The sequence below is a fragment of the Ferruginibacter sp. genome (assembly GCF_028288465.1).
GTDB lineage: Bacteria > Bacteroidota > Bacteroidia > Chitinophagales > Chitinophagaceae > Ferruginibacter.
In genome coordinates this window covers 142,522-157,167 of sequence record NZ_JAQBNR010000002.1, presented here as the reverse complement: position 1 = coordinate 157,167, position 14,646 = coordinate 142,522, and the positions used below count along the sequence as shown (strand labels likewise).

14 protein-coding genes are annotated in these 14,646 nt (G+C 38.9%); 3 read left to right on the top strand and 11 right to left on the bottom strand.

The genetic code is table 11. The features are described 5' to 3' along the window. Window positions 1-377 precede the first annotated feature (377 nt). From JWR61_RS01920 to JWR61_RS01910, 3 genes are all read right to left on the bottom strand, one after another. Entirely contained in the window at window positions 378-836 is a 459-nt protein-coding gene (locus JWR61_RS01920) for an RES family NAD+ phosphorylase (protein WP_301926173.1), read from the bottom strand. 17 nt (window positions 837-853) lie between these two features. Beyond that, window positions 854-1,393, bottom strand: a complete 540-nt coding sequence (locus tag JWR61_RS01915; RefSeq protein ID WP_301926172.1) for an antitoxin Xre/MbcA/ParS toxin-binding domain-containing protein — start codon at window positions 1,391-1,393, stop codon at window positions 854-856. Window positions 1,394-1,612: 219 nt separating this feature from the next. Beyond that, window positions 1,613-1,849 (bottom strand): helix-turn-helix domain-containing protein, encoded by a 237-nt coding sequence (locus JWR61_RS01910; protein WP_301926171.1) that lies wholly within the window; start codon window positions 1,847-1,849, stop codon window positions 1,613-1,615. A gap of 94 nt (window positions 1,850-1,943) precedes the next feature. Here JWR61_RS01910 and JWR61_RS01905 point away from each other — a divergent pair, with 94 nt between their 5' ends. Then, on the top strand, window positions 1,944-2,552 hold the full coding sequence (locus JWR61_RS01905) for a hypothetical protein (RefSeq protein WP_301926170.1): 609 nt from the start codon (window positions 1,944-1,946) through the stop codon (window positions 2,550-2,552). 724 nt (window positions 2,553-3,276) lie between these two features. Here the strand turns inward: JWR61_RS01905 and JWR61_RS01900 are convergent. The 8 genes from JWR61_RS01900 to JWR61_RS01865 form a co-directional block, all read right to left on the bottom strand. Beyond that, window positions 3,277-3,546 carry a hypothetical protein gene (locus JWR61_RS01900; RefSeq protein ID WP_301926169.1) on the bottom strand — a complete coding sequence of 90 codons (270 nt, stop codon included), beginning with the start codon at window positions 3,544-3,546 and terminating at the stop codon, window positions 3,277-3,279. Between the two features lie 127 nt (window positions 3,547-3,673). Beyond that, window positions 3,674-3,976 carry a helix-turn-helix domain-containing protein gene (locus JWR61_RS01895; protein WP_301926168.1) on the bottom strand — a complete coding sequence of 101 codons (303 nt, stop codon included), beginning with the start codon at window positions 3,974-3,976 and terminating at the stop codon, window positions 3,674-3,676. A 63-nt stretch (window positions 3,977-4,039) separates the two neighbouring features. Then, window positions 4,040-4,417, bottom strand: a complete 378-nt coding sequence (locus JWR61_RS01890) for a hypothetical protein (protein ID WP_301926167.1) — start codon at window positions 4,415-4,417, stop codon at window positions 4,040-4,042. Window positions 4,418-4,440: 23 nt separating this feature from the next. Next, on the bottom strand, window positions 4,441-5,667 hold the full coding sequence (locus tag JWR61_RS01885) for a site-specific integrase (protein ID WP_301926166.1): 1,227 nt from the start codon (window positions 5,665-5,667) through the stop codon (window positions 4,441-4,443). A 473-nt stretch (window positions 5,668-6,140) separates the two neighbouring features. After that, on the bottom strand, window positions 6,141-6,788 hold the full coding sequence (locus JWR61_RS01880; protein ID WP_301926165.1) for a transposase: 648 nt from the start codon (window positions 6,786-6,788) through the stop codon (window positions 6,141-6,143). 194 nt (window positions 6,789-6,982) lie between these two features. Continuing rightward, window positions 6,983-7,915: a sugar phosphate isomerase/epimerase gene (locus JWR61_RS01875; protein ID WP_301926164.1), complete on the bottom strand. Its 933-nt coding sequence runs from the start codon at window positions 7,913-7,915 to the stop codon at window positions 6,983-6,985. Between the two features lie 115 nt (window positions 7,916-8,030). Next, window positions 8,031-8,480, bottom strand: coding sequence for a hypothetical protein (locus tag JWR61_RS01870; RefSeq protein ID WP_301926163.1), 450 nt, complete (start codon window positions 8,478-8,480; stop codon window positions 8,031-8,033). 248 nt (window positions 8,481-8,728) lie between these two features. Then, a complete protein-coding gene (locus tag JWR61_RS01865) occupies window positions 8,729-9,289 on the bottom strand; it encodes a DUF6320 domain-containing protein (RefSeq protein ID WP_301926162.1) in 561 nt (186 codons plus the stop codon). Window positions 9,290-9,606: 317 nt separating this feature from the next. Here JWR61_RS01865 and JWR61_RS01860 point away from each other — a divergent pair, with 317 nt between their 5' ends. Together JWR61_RS01860 and JWR61_RS01855 are read left to right on the top strand one after the other, a co-directional pair. After that, window positions 9,607-11,589 carry a hypothetical protein gene (locus JWR61_RS01860; protein ID WP_301926161.1) on the top strand — a complete coding sequence of 661 codons (1,983 nt, stop codon included), beginning with the start codon at window positions 9,607-9,609 and terminating at the stop codon, window positions 11,587-11,589. Between the two features lie 228 nt (window positions 11,590-11,817). Continuing rightward, window positions 11,818-14,484, top strand: coding sequence for a glycoside hydrolase family 3 protein (locus JWR61_RS01855; protein WP_301926160.1), 2,667 nt, complete (start codon window positions 11,818-11,820; stop codon window positions 14,482-14,484). Window positions 14,485-14,646 lie beyond the last annotated feature (162 nt).

Below are 14,646 nucleotides of genomic sequence, written 5' to 3'. Positions count from 1 at the left end.
TTGAATGTACCATCGCTTTATCCACAAACGGCGAACGAAAATCATCCAAAAATTGAAGAGAGCCGTTTAGTGGATAAAATAGTTGAAAAAACAAAAGATGATTAACTTAGAAAACTCTAACTACCGGTGGCACTAAAATAAGGGGAGCCTACATCCCCATTCTTTTATCTCATTTATAATTGAGTATTTAATTGCTCTTCTATCTAACTCGTCTTTAAATATTATTTCGTTATTGGTTACAAAAGCATAAAGTGCTTTGTCAATAGAATCGTTAACCCTGTCTAGAATTTTAGAATCAATCAAAGTATCCTCAATTGTTTTCGTTTTAAAAGAACATAGTAGTTACAGAGAGTTGGCGACGGTAGAAAGTATTTCCTTTATACTAATTTTATTCTAACATCATAGATAAAATCTTTAACGTCAAGTATCTTAAAATTTTTGCTTTCTAGATGAATTGGATTCAACAAAAAATTATACTCTTGTTGAATTATTGCAGATGGGATTTTAATAATTGGAGTTTTAACAGAATTGAGAAGTATAGTTCCGAAATCTTTGGTAGATGTTGGAGAGGGTGACTCTATCCAGTTACCGGGCAATTCAGCAATGGTTAATTCATGTATTGAAACATCCGGCACTTCAAAAGTGGTTATACTTAATGACCTAGGTACATCGTCTATATTCACATTGACTGTATATTCCAAAACTGCTAATGCCCGATTTTCAGAAGTATAAATACATGAAGTTCCGATGTGATTCCATCTGCCACCATGTAAGCGAGCTCCTTCGCCAGTAAGGTCTTTACTATATTTTGTTTTTCCCACTCTAAATAAAATCATCCTTTCTACAGTTATGTTTAAGAGTAAACTCCATATTCAATTCTACCAATGATATTTTTAACTTCTTCTCTGCCAAATTGATTGTTACTTACTTCGTAGGGGGTATTTCCACCAAGAGCTTTATTGGGGCTAAACATCCATTTATTAAACTTTTCTTCATCTTCAAATACTTCATAGCCGTATGAATATATATCTGCCAGTCCAATTATTCTTTCACTTAAAGTGACATTAAATTTCTCTGCGCCTTTTTTATTTATAAGTGTAGCTCTAGTTACTGATAGTAGCTTTGCGAGCTTATCATAGTCTAATTCAGTTCTCAATTTTAATTCTTCTAAATCTTCCTTACTGACCCCTGTTGTTAATCTTTCCATTTTTTCTAATGGGGTCATGTGACTTTCTGGTTTTGGCATCATGCCGATTAAAATTAATGGATTGGCATTAGCTTTACTGACCTGTACTAACCCATAAGCTTCAATACGACCTTCACGAATAGAACGTGTATCTCGTTTGAAACTAAGTGGATCTTCAGTAGTATTTGATTGTTTATTTTTTGACATAGTATCAAATTTGTTGTTGTTGAGTATAAAATTATACTTTTATTTTAAAAAAACAAAGTAATTAGGCATATGTTAACAATCAATACCGATAACTTTTCTCTTTTACAAACAAATAAAACAAGGTTAACTGTTACAATACTGGCCCATCAATGATTATGTAAGGTTGGTACATAATCTTTAAATACGAATTCTTTTGACTTACAGAGACTAGTCACTTTATTATTTATTTTGAACCTTCTGTTCCATCATCTTGATTATTTCAAAAGGGGCTTTATTGAGAGGAGTTGATATTTTGAACAATGTTTCTAAAGTTGGAATTCTTAGTCCTCTTTCTAACATTGAGATAAAAGAACGATCTAATTCGCATTCATAGGCCAAATTTTCTTGGGATATACCAGCTTCGTTTCTTAATTCCTTAAGAACACTACCAAAGGCTTTAGCTAGTGAATTATTCATTTGATCGAAAATGAATATTAAAGCCGATTTTAACTGTAGACTATAGTACGCAAATTTTGTTTTTGTCGTTATATTTGAAACCAAATTTTAAACTATGATTGATAAAGCCATTTGCCCAATCTGCGGAAAACCTAAAAAGCCTTGGTTTGCGTTATGCTGGGAATGTACAGAAAAGGAAAAACAAAAGCCGAAATGCGAAGTTTGCGGAACAGAAGTTCCCGAAGGTCATACATTATGCAGACCTCACTGGAAAGAAAAATTTGAAGGGAAAAAGCAACTGCAGAGTATAGAATATGTAAAGAATAAAAAGGAGGTTGAGTTTAAAGAAAAATTTGAAGGGAAATATTATTTCAATTCACAGAGGGTGAAATCTAAAAGCGAATTGCTTATTTGTTATTTCTTTACCGCCAACAATATTAATTTCCAGTATGAGCCGGCCATGCGTCTAGGAGATAATGACATTCGTCCAGATTTCGTCATAGATGATCACAAGGGAAACTATATAATTCTCGAGCACTTTGGTTTAAATGATAGTAGTTATAAAATCAAGCAGGAAATTAAGGAAAGGGAGTATCAAAAGTTATGTGCCCAGGAATCTTGTTTCTCCTTTATATCGACAAACGAAGAAGACATGCATAACCTTAAAGACAGGCTTGGGAAAAAATTAAACGAAACACCTTTGAAGAGAGTTCTATGGAAGTGATTTTGAACAATCATTTGTCTGCATTCCCTTTCGGATGTACTAAAAAAATCAGCGGTTTGACATTACATTTTGACCCCTCAAAAAATAGAAAAAAAGCCTTTCAACTGCTTCCAGATTTTGCGCTTTTTAGAGCAAAAAAAAGCGAATTTTTTCGGGGTCAAACCTGCCATTTTTGGGTGAAACGTGAAAAAAAAAGTAGGGGGCTCAAAATACAAATACGTGTTTTGAATAATACCAAATCTGAAACGATTTGTGGGAGAGGGTTACAAGCGAAAAATCGCTTGTTGTGTGTATCCTATTACCGGACGACTTGGTCGATGTTATTACACTTCCGACCAAAGCCCAAATACAGTTTTCTGCGAAAACGGGCTTACGTCGTCCGGTAATCGTCAGGAGGTTATTTTTATCATAGTAAGGGAATCACCAAGGTGCAGAGGTGATAATTAAAGGAAGGGTCGTTTCTGTTCGTCTGATTGTATTTTAAGAGAGAGACAGGGAACGGTTTTTCATGTATGTTTAAAAAAAGAGTTTTTGACCTCTGATTTTTTGCCGACAAAATGATCAGGGCACCCTTCAAAAATTTTGAAATTTTGTGTTTCGAATTTTGAGGTTTTTTTTAGAGATATGCTTAGCAAAAATATTGCTCTTGCAATTTAAGAAAAGGGCTTTTAAACACCCTAAAATTTATAGCCACATTTTAAGTCAAGATTTAATTAAACGCTAGTCATTTCAAATCATTTATGACATAGTATTCCAGGCAAGCTATAATATCAAATTGCAAACGCACAGTATCATGTCCGTAATTTTTCATGCCACCTTCCAGAAACTTCCAACTCAGTTTGCCTTCATAAAATCTGTTATATTCAGTTTCAAGTAGCACACTGCCCGTCATGCCATGCACCCGGATTTTAACTATTTGGTCATCTTTATATTCTAAATCTGCTTTTAGTAAGTATTGCTTACTATTATATGAAACATCTATAACCCACTGCATAATGCTAAAATAATTAGTAAAGTAACAGCATTCTTAGCATTTTTAATGTGAGGTGTAACTGTTTATTTTTTTAAGATGATGGGATTTGATTTTTTGCGGAGTGTGGTACTTCCGAAATCGAGGGATTTTAGTTAGTATATTTTTTTGTTTTGTTGCTGCATACATTATCAATTGCAGCTTCGACTTCATCGGATTTATAAAGTACACGGTTTCCAATCTTGTAAGATTGTAACCAATTTAATTTTGTGTATTCAGAGAGGGTGGGTAGCGAAATTTTTAAAAGTCTACAAACTTCTTTGCGAGATAGTAAGCCAGTATCATCAGCTTTTTTACGATTACTTTTTGCTTTATTTAGTTTAGCCTCAATTATCTCACTAATCTTCTCTAACAGTTCATCCAGATCAATTCCATCTAAAATAATTTTACTCATTTTGCCTTTGTTTTATAACGGCAAATTGAATTCAAAATTCAAAGCTGTAATGCAGAGAAGTAACTACTTTGTTGGAATTTTTTTTGAAAATTCTTCTACTTCTTTCTTTTTGTCTGCCATGCCTAATTCGTCGAAAGTTTTAATCAGGAATTCATAGTCTTTTTTATTTCTGAGTTTAGGGTTATCATTCATTATAAAACTCAAATCATTTTCAAGATTAGTTTCGTCACAATTAAGTAGAACAGATAAAAATTTTGCCTTGTATTGTTTTTGTATTTTAAAGCCTATGATTATTTCTAAAATACCTGTATGTTTCAATAGTAACATTTTTTGAGCTCTGGTTGCCTCAGCTTTTTTATTTTTTTTAACTACTAAATCTTCCAAATTTTTTATCCTTTCAGATAACTGGAATATTTCGACGTCAGTAATATTTAAGTTCATAAGAGAATAGTTTAATTGGCAATTTATAAATTAAAAAATGGGTGGTTAATTAATTTATTAGCGTTTTCTTCTTGGCTAATTTTTATGTATTTTAAAAATGCTTTCTCAGTTTTGTGTCCAGTTAATTTCATTAGTGAAATTGCCGGTATTTGCATTAAGTAGCCATTGGTTGCAAAAGACCGTCTGGCTGTATGCATCGTAATGAGTTTATACTTTTCCTGGCTTTCTGATATTTTTATTCCTCCCTTGGTGCCTGATATCAGAACCTGCTCATTGAGTCCAGCCAGCTCTCCCAAATCTTTTAAATAGTCATTCATTTTTTGATTGCTGATTTCATATTTTGGAACACCTTTATGTTTAATTATAATTTGCCGGATATAGGGATGTAATGGAATTATAACAACCTCGCCGGTTTTTTCTGTTTGAATTTTTAGTTTTGTATGGTGGTCGATGATATTATCATCAGTCAGTTTGATTAAATCCGAATACCTCAGCCCAGTGAAGCAACTAATGATAAATACATCTCTTACTTTATCAAGTTTACTGTTTGCCTCTAAGTTTAGATTGTATAAAATATCAATTTCTTTGTTTGCCAGATAGATATTTTCTGAATCTTCCTCTACTGTTTTAAAACGTTTGTTTTTATACTCAACGTTATTGTGAAGTTTTCTGTCTAAGGCTTCATTCATAAAAACCTTGATGTTCTTTATTAAATTTCCGATAGTGTTTGTACTGAAACCACGGCCAGTACAGAAGTTGTAAAAGGTGTTGTAAAAGTCGAGGTCAATATCAGTAAACTTCAATTTTAATTTATAGGCAATTTCATATTCAGACAGTTTCTTTTTTGTCTGTTCATAATTTTTTACCGTGTTTTTTCCTTTGGTAGTTTGTGAAATAAGCTGTTCAATAAATGGGATTAAAAGTTTGGTGTACACAGTATTCTTTTTCTCTAACTTTTGATCAATAAGGCTTCGCAGAATTTCAACGTTTATTTTCTCGCCATCATTTACAAGGGTTCTATAGCGGCTGTTTATAAAGGCTTCTAAGTCATTCAGGGATGTGTTGAATTCAAGATGATCTTTAAAAAGTTTTGTTTCTCTTGCCCGATGATTTTCGGTATTCCAAAATTTGGAAAGTATTTTTTGGCCGGTCGAGTATTTCAATTTTGAGTTATTGAAACGGAAAATTAAATAAACCAGAGTTTCCTCTTTGCTGGTAGGTTCTTTTAATACAAATGTGGTAGAAGGCATGGAGAATTTTTTTTCAAATATAGCAGTTAAATTCTCAGGGGACGTTTGGGGGGACGTTTTTCTCTTTTTTTGTTTGTTTTACAATCTTTTTGATATCCTCTGAAAGTATTGATTATACTGGGCTTTTGCGAAAATGTAAAGAAATCTAAACAAAACTAAACCAACCATAAAGTACTCCCATCCCGAGTACTTGTAAATTATAAAAGCCTTGATAGTGTTCACTTTCAAGGCTTTTTTGTTTGTCCGATTTTACTGTCGATTGCTTTCAGTAATATGAAGAGGAATCTTTTATTTCACCGCATGGCCATTAAAAACCTGGTGTTTGCTATCCATTAAAACATTGAATAATTACTTCAATTTTATCACTTGTACTATTTTAGCTACTAGGTAGCCTGACTTCATTCCTTTTTACAATCTGGCACATCTTTTTTGCAAATAAATAATTAGCTACCCATTCTGTTATGCAATACGAATTATTGACTATGGAATTTATCATCTTTCCAGTTTTTGGGATTGTTGATTATGTAATTCGAAATGCGGTGATAGGATAATTCATCCCGAATGATATGTTCATAATAATTACGTTGCCACAATTTTCCATTAAATTGTTGCCAACCCAATTGTTTTACGCCACGGATATATTCCACCGTTACAATGGATTGAAATCCACCCGCAATATCACCAACGGTTTTTGGTTTGGTGGTAGGGGCAATTCCTTGTGGTTGCCCCGTTTCCAAATCATCAATCCCATTTTGATCAACCGTATTTTGGGCAATCCCTTGTGGTTGCCCCATTTCCAAATCATCAATCCCATTTTGATCAACCGTATTTTGGGCAACCACGAGGGTTGCCCCTACGATTTCCATAATGGCATGAAAATGATTGGGCATCACAATAAATTCATGCAAATGAATATTGGTAAACCGTTCCGCTATGTTTATCCATTCGTTATATACCATTTTTCCTGGATCATTCAATATCATTTCGCCTTCAATAATTTCCCCAAACAAACATTTTCTGTTTTGCACACAAATGGTTATAAAATACAACCCTGCTTTCGAATAATCATATCCTTTCAGGCGGATGCTTTTGCGGTGATGTTTGTTTGGATCGTATGGCATTTTAACCGTGTAAACTATTTGGTCTTTTATCTTTTTTCAAATGCAGGATAAAACAATTTCTACCCAAATTGACAAGCTAATTGGATACCGGTTCAATGTATAACCGCATTAGCATCTCAATCATGAAGGCTCAATCTCTTTTTTAGCATGGGGCAATAACCTTTTACCTGAATAGCTTTGCGGGAAAATATTCATTAACCCATCACCTCCTTCACCAGAGATTGCATTTTTTGTAACCCGGTGGTGGCGACAACCAGCGGGTCCTGGCCCCAATAGGTTTTATTAAACAATTCAAGCGAAAGGACTTTGGTACCACCGATGTTTTTCAGGTCACGCAGTATTTGTTTAAGTGGCGCAGCACCATCGCCGGGGTATACCCTGTCACTGTCCGTTTGTTCAGCCACAGGTTTGGCAGCAGGGTAATCATTCATGTGAATTATGTCAATCACCTTGCCGTTTAAAAGACTTAATCCTTCAAAGCCGGAGCCGCCACGAAATAGATGATACACATCTGGTAGTATACGGGCATCTTTATCGTTGGCCGCAGCGGCGATGGCCATCGCCTGGCTTAGGTTATACAATGTACCAGACGCTCCCCAGAATTCCAGTAGCGGCATTACATTGTATTGTCGCCCCAATGCCAGTATGTGCCGGTAGCGGGCCCCAGCTTTTTGAAAATCGAGCGGTTGATTTTTATTAAGACCGACCGGGGGTGCAGCAATGCGATGGCAACCGATAGCAGCCATTATTTTCATCTCCTCTTCCAGCTCTGTCAATGCCGCTTTTCGTTGCGCCTCGTCATCCACCATCCATGCGGTAAAGCTGATCGCATTTTCTACCACTATATTTTTTGATGAAAGATAAGCTGCCAATGACTGTAGCGTGTTTCCCTGTTTAAGCCAGGCCCTGATATCACTTATCCAAAGCTCCATACCATCGTAACCCGCTGTGGAAGCAATGTCTATAGCACGCAGCAGTCCCGGGTTTTGGCCACTGATGGTGCTTGTATTGAGGCAAAACCGGAAAGGGCCTTGCGGCGCAGTAACGGTGGCTCTGACTGATGCGGGAATAAATATACCTGCAACTAACGCAGCGGATAATTTAAGAGAGTCTCGTCTATTCAACATATTTGTTAATTGAAAAATTAAAATACAACTATTTTAACAGGTATCCGCAGGGCTTAAAAAAGAAGCAACACCGGCACTAAATTAAAACGGTACAGCCAAATTAAATTCATCTCAATTAACGGACTGCAGGCAACATATTTCTTATGGCGGCTATTTTCCAAACATGCTTGTTTTCCACCACGATAAACGAACTCCACATTTTTTTGGGATCACCATTGGAATTGGCGATTTCATAGCGGCAATCTACTATAGCACTGTTAGCTGTTACCAGCCGTATCTTATCCACGGTAAGTGTTCTATGCTCCGGGTTATTGGCAGAGCTCCTCATCATTCCTTGCACGGCCTCACCAATACCTGCCCTCCATTCACCGGTAGATACCAGCTGATCTATATCTGCAGTCAGTATCTTTTTTAGCAACAGGGTGTCCCTTAGTTCGCGGGCCTGCGAGTATTGATTGATCAGCCCGGCAATGGCTTGTCGCTGCTGTTCGGATAACTTACGAGCTTGTGCATAAACAAAAAAGCCACTCATTAGAAACAGAAAGAGAAAGCAACTATTTTTCATGTTCATCTTTTTAATTCATATTGGCGCAGTAGTAAACGCGCCTTTACTAAGGTAGCACTTGGTGCACGGATGCGCAAATAGTTTATGGGTACATCCCTTGCCACCAGCCGCGGCCAAACACTGAAACAAAATGAAGCTTAGGGTTACGATACCGAAATGCAGCAATATTATTGGTAGTGTTTCGGCAGGCAATGTGTTGAGCAGAAATATGATAGTGATTTTTAGCAGCATTTTAAAATGCCGGGTGCTTAAGGCCGTACAGTAGTTTTAAGAGAACCAACTACGGCCAGCAGCAATGATAAAATACCAGCTGCGGCCATGGTAGAAATCCTGGAAACTTCATCAATGCCTGAATAGGGCAAATAATTTTTTACAACCATACCGACACCATAATTTACCACTACGCCAAACACAAAAATGGCCACAGCAACCGTGTATAATTTGTTTTTTATAAAGCGAAAAGCAAAGAGGCATATACCGAGGCCCGCCAACACCAGGAGAGCGAGCGGCAGTGCCAATGGTAAAAACCAGCCCTTTGCCGGCACCAGCCATTGCACCAATAATAAAAAGGGAATCAGGGTAACGCTCAACGCTATGAATGAACCTTCTGCTCTATTTTTTTGCAGCAGCAAAAATGGAGTAATGGTGGCCCATATCATAAACAAAGCGCCGGCCGGGTACAATGACCAGCTAAAGAAACGATCAATAGAATAATTAACAATGAAGCATACCAGGCAGGCAAACAAAAACACGCCTGATAAAATCATTTCGACCCGGTAAGCGGTGCGGTTGGGTTGTTGAATGATCATGTTTGTGGCTTTTTTATGAGGCAGTTTAACTGCCCTCTGATATGAGTTTGAAGTTACGAAAGATACTGCCTTCAATATTTTTTTTACATGAATGGTAGCCAGGTTAGTGAAACATCCTGACTGGCAATTGAGGCCGCTCCTGACACGTTCCGGCAGTTATACTCAAAAATTCAATTCCTGCTTGCGTCGTTAAGAAAGGTCACTATGTTCCGGTTCATTCAATCCTGACTTACTTACAAATTGTTTTCAGTAAGCTGCTGCAAGCTGCAATTAATAATTATATTACCGCTCCATTTAATAATCAAAGAAAAGTATTGATGAAAAGAATCCTTTTAATTACGATGTTATTTACTTCACTGCAAAAGACGATGGCCCAGCAAAATCGCTGGGAACTGGCCGGCGGTAACACCATTCAATGGACAGTAAGCGACCGGCTGCCACACCAGGATCACATTGAAATGAGTGGAAAATTCATTTCTGCTGTTATACACTACGGAGTGAATGCGGATCAATCTTTTTTTATCAACCGCGACATCGTGTGGCCGATGCTGCGCACGATACCCAATAATACACACGCCAGTTTAATCCGGTCTTTTAGTATCGACCCCGTAAAAATGATCGTGGTAAATAAAAAACAAATTCAGGGAGAAAAGGTAATCACTGTCTCACTGAACGGAACGCTGGTGGTAAAGAGCATGCTCAATGAACATCTTGAATTAACCAGGACAATTTTTCCCTCTACCGGCCTTCCTGTATTTTGCGAACAATACCAACTATTAAACAAAGATGAAAAGCCAGCAACGGTTGAAATTCCGTTACTCAATATCAAAACTGCTACCAATGCTGCTGATGGTGTTGAAGGGAGCTATGATGTTATGGTGCAAACAAAAAATGCAGCCACTATTCAGCTACAACCCAGCCAATCGTATACTTTTTACCTGTACTTTTCGGCTATAAAAAAGGGACAGGATTACAGCAATACAGAGGTAGCCGATGAACTTGTAAAAAGAAATGAATTGCTGTCGCTTTTAAATGATAACCTGGTACTGGAAACGCCGGACAGCGTTTTGAACAGGGCCTTCGCTTTCGCAAAAATCCGTGCTGCGGAAAGTATCTATCAAACCAAAGGGGGACCAATGCACGGTCCCGGCGGACTGAGTTATTACGCGGCCATCTGGGCCAACGACCAGGCCGAATACATCAACCCATTTTTTCCTTACCTGGGATATAATTACGGCATTGAGTCAGCGCTCAACGCTTACCGGCATTTTGCCCGGTTTATGAATGCAGACTACAAGCCAATACCCAGCTCGATTGTAGCAGAAGGAACCGATATCTGGAACGGCGCAGGCGACCGGGGGGATGCGGCTATGATAGCATACGGCGCATCCAGATTTGCATTGTCGCAGGGCGATAAAAAAATGGCGACGGAACTATGGCCTTTGATTGAATGGTGCCTGGAATACAATAAACGCAAACTGAATGACGCTGGTGTGGTGGCTTCAGAATCGGATGAACTGGAAGGTCGTTTTCCTTCCGGGAAAGCCAATTTAAATACATCTTCATTGTATTATGATGCACTGATTTCAGCGGCTTATTTGGGTGAAGCACTGCAGAAAGATAAAAACCAAATAGCATCATATAAGTCGGCAGCAATCAGCCTTAAAAAGAACATCAATGCCTACTTTGGCGCTACTGTAATGGGGTATGATACTTACCGCTATTATGATGGCAACGATAAACTACGTTCATGGATTTGTACGCCTTTAACCGTTGGTATTTTCGACCGCAAGCAAGGTACGATTGACGCCTTGTTTTCACCACAATTATGGACGGATGATGGGCTTGCCTCGCAGGCCGGTGATAAAACATTTTGGGATCGTTCTACGCTATATGCATTGCGTGGATTGTTCGCTGCCGGCGATACCAAACGGGGCTTACAGTATCTGCAATATTATTCCAACCGCAGGTTGCTGGGTGAACATGTTCCCTATCCCGTTGAAGCTTATCCTGAAGGCAATCAGCGGCATCTTTCTGCAGAAAGTGGTTTGTATTGCCGGATATATACAGAAGGTTTGTTTGGTATACGGCCAATTGATTTTAAGGCCTTTACTATCACAACCCAATTACCTGCTGAATGGGATTTTATGCAGTTGAAGCATGTGCATGGATATCAAAATACCTTTGATATAGAAGTAAAAAGAGAAGGTAGTCAACTACGCCTGAAAGTATCTGCTGCAACGGGTATAGTTTTTAATAAATTGGTATTAAATGGAAGCACACAAACGATCAGGTTTTAAAATAACAGCTTTGGATTTTTTTACAATAAAGACACGTTGATTGATTGAATGCTCTCCGTTTTTGTTGTTGCAAAAAGAACATACGGCTCAAGGGAGTGACACAACGATGTCGCCATTGCGATTAACAGCAGGTCCAAAAATACCTGGCTGTTTTTGATGGACAATATAGGTTTAGCATAAGTTAATAAAGAAGAAATGCATCACCACCTGTTTAAATACATTTGTTACATGAAAAAGTATATTGTTTTTATTGGCGTGCTGCTTTCGTTTTTGCAAACAACTGGCCAGTCGCTATTGCCATATAAAAATCCGAAACTACCTGTTGACCAAAGGGTAAAAGATTTGCTTGCAAGGATGACGCCCGAAGAAAAATTCTGGCAGTTGTTTATGATACCCGGCGATTTAAGTGATGGCAAGGAAAAATATAAAAATGGCATATTCGGTTTCCAGGTAAGTGCAAAAGGGAGTACGGATGCGGCGGGGCAGCTGTTAAATTACAGTGCTGCTTCCAACGCAGTTGAAACAGCTAAACTCATTAATAAAATGCAGCATTATTTTGTGGATGAAACCAGGCTTGGTATTCCCATCATTGCGTTTGATGAAGCCCTGCATGGTTTGGTAAGGGACGGTGCAACTGCTTTTCCGGCAGCCATCGGCCTCGCTGCCGGCTGGGATACCACTTTTATGAAAACAGTGGCAACGGCCATTGCCCGTGAGACCAAAAGCCGTGGCATCCGGCAGATATTATCGCCCGTTGTAAACATTGCCAGCGATGTAAGATGGGGACGGGTAGAAGAGACGTATGGAGAAGATCCATTCTTGTCTTCAGCAATGGGGGTAGCTTTTGTATCGCCTTTTGAACAGATGGGTGTAGTAACAACACCTAAACATTTTTTGGCCAACAGCGGCGATGGTGGAAGGGATAGTTACCCGATTGATATTGATGAAAGATTACTGCGGGAAATTTACCTGCCACCATTTACAGCCTGCTTTGAAAGAGGTGGCAGCCGAAGTGTAATGACGGCCTACAATTCCATCAACGGCAGCCCGAGCACAGCCAATAATTGGCTGCTCAATGAAGTGTTGAAAAAACAACTGAATTTTAAAGGCTTTGTTATTACAGATGCTTCTGCCACCGGCGGCGCCAATGTATTGCACTATACCGCCAGCGATTATGCTGATGCAGGTGCCAAAGCAATGAACAATGGACTGGATGTTATTTTTCAAACTGCATGGGAACACCACGTATTATTTATGCCCGCATTTTTGGATGGAAGAATCAGCAGCAAAACAATTGATGCCGCCGTAGAAAGGGTGCTGCGGGTAAAATTTGAACTCGGGTTATTTGAGAACCCATACACCAATGAAGAAGAAGTAAATAGATGGAACGGCAACCCGGTACATAAACAACTGGCTAAAGAAGCATCCTTAAAATCAATGGTGCTGTTGAAAAATGAGGGCCATGCATTGCCCTTAAAAAAATCAATTAAAACAATGGCACTCATTGGTACTGATGCAGCGGAAGCCAGACTGGGCGGGTATAGTGGACCCGGCAACAATAAGGTGAGCATACTGCAGGGACTTAAAAATAAACTGGGTACGTCAGTCGCCATTCAGTATACCGCTGGTTGCGGGCGTAACTCACCACAGTGGGTGCCGGTAGCAGCTACAAATTTGTCTTTCACCAGCAACGGCAAAACGGAAGCGGGTCTGTTGGGTCAGTATTTTAATAACGTGCAATTATCAGGTGCTCCTGTACTTACAAGAATAGATAAAGAAATTAATTTTGGCTGGACATTGTACTCGCCGGCTCCTGAAGTAAACTATGATTTTTACTCCGTAAAATGGGCGGGTAAAATAAAATCTCCGGCCACTGGAAAATACCAGCTGGGTATTGAAGGCAATGATGGCTATCGCTTATACCTCAATGATAAATTGATTGTTGATAACTGGAAGAGCCAGACTTATACAACCCAACTTGCGAATGTATATTTTGAAAAAGACAAAGACTACAACATCCGCATTGAATTTTTTGAATCACAGGGATATGCCCGCTTTAAATTGATCTGGAATGTGGGGATGGCCAATGACTGGCAGCAAAAAATAACGGAGGCGGTTGCCGCGGCAAAAAAATCAGAGGTTGCAGTAATTGTAGCGGGTATTGAAGAAGGGGAGTCGCAGGACCGGGCCTACCTTGGTTTGCCCGGCCACCAGGAAGAACTGATTGAACAGGTTGCTGCCACGGGCAAGCCGCTTGTAGTAGTGTTAATTGGCGGCAGCGCTATCACCATGAGCAAATGGATCAACAGGGTGCCAGCCATTTTGGATGCCTGGTATCCTGGTGAAGACGGTGGCAATGCCATCGCAGATGTGTTGTTCGGTGATTACAATCCTGCTGGCCGCCTGCCCATTACCTTTCCTGTATTTGAAGGACAAATGCCGCTCGTGTACAACCACAAACCTACCGGCCGAACGGACGATTATGCCAACCTCAACGGTCAGCCTTTGTTTCCTTTTGGGTTTGGTTTAAGCTATACCTCTTTTGAATACAGCAACCTCCGCTTTGATAAAAAGCAGTGGACGAAAAATGATTCTGCGAAGGTGTACTGCACTATAAAAAATACAGGCAGTGTTGATGGTGATGAAGTAGTGCAATTGTACATCCGCGATGTATTGTCTTCACTTGCACAACCCGTAAAACAATTAAAAGGGTTTCAGCGCCTGTCATTAAAAGCGGGAGAAGCAAAAGAAATTTCTTTTACTATTACACCCGAACTGTTGAAGATGCTTGATGCCCATATGCAATGGATTGTAGAGCCGGGCGAGTTCAGGATTATGATTGGTGCCTCATCAAAAGATATCCGGTTAAGGGAGCTGGTGAAAGTGTTGGAGTAAAATGAATTATTCTTAATCACTTACTGAGCACTTTTTCGAATGGAGAAGATAAAGTATAAAATCAACAGCAGGTGGATAAGAAATACCGGATAGAATGCTGCTGAGGCAATTAGTTTTATTGTATCTGCCATGGTCGGCATTATTTCATTTACCGAAATAATT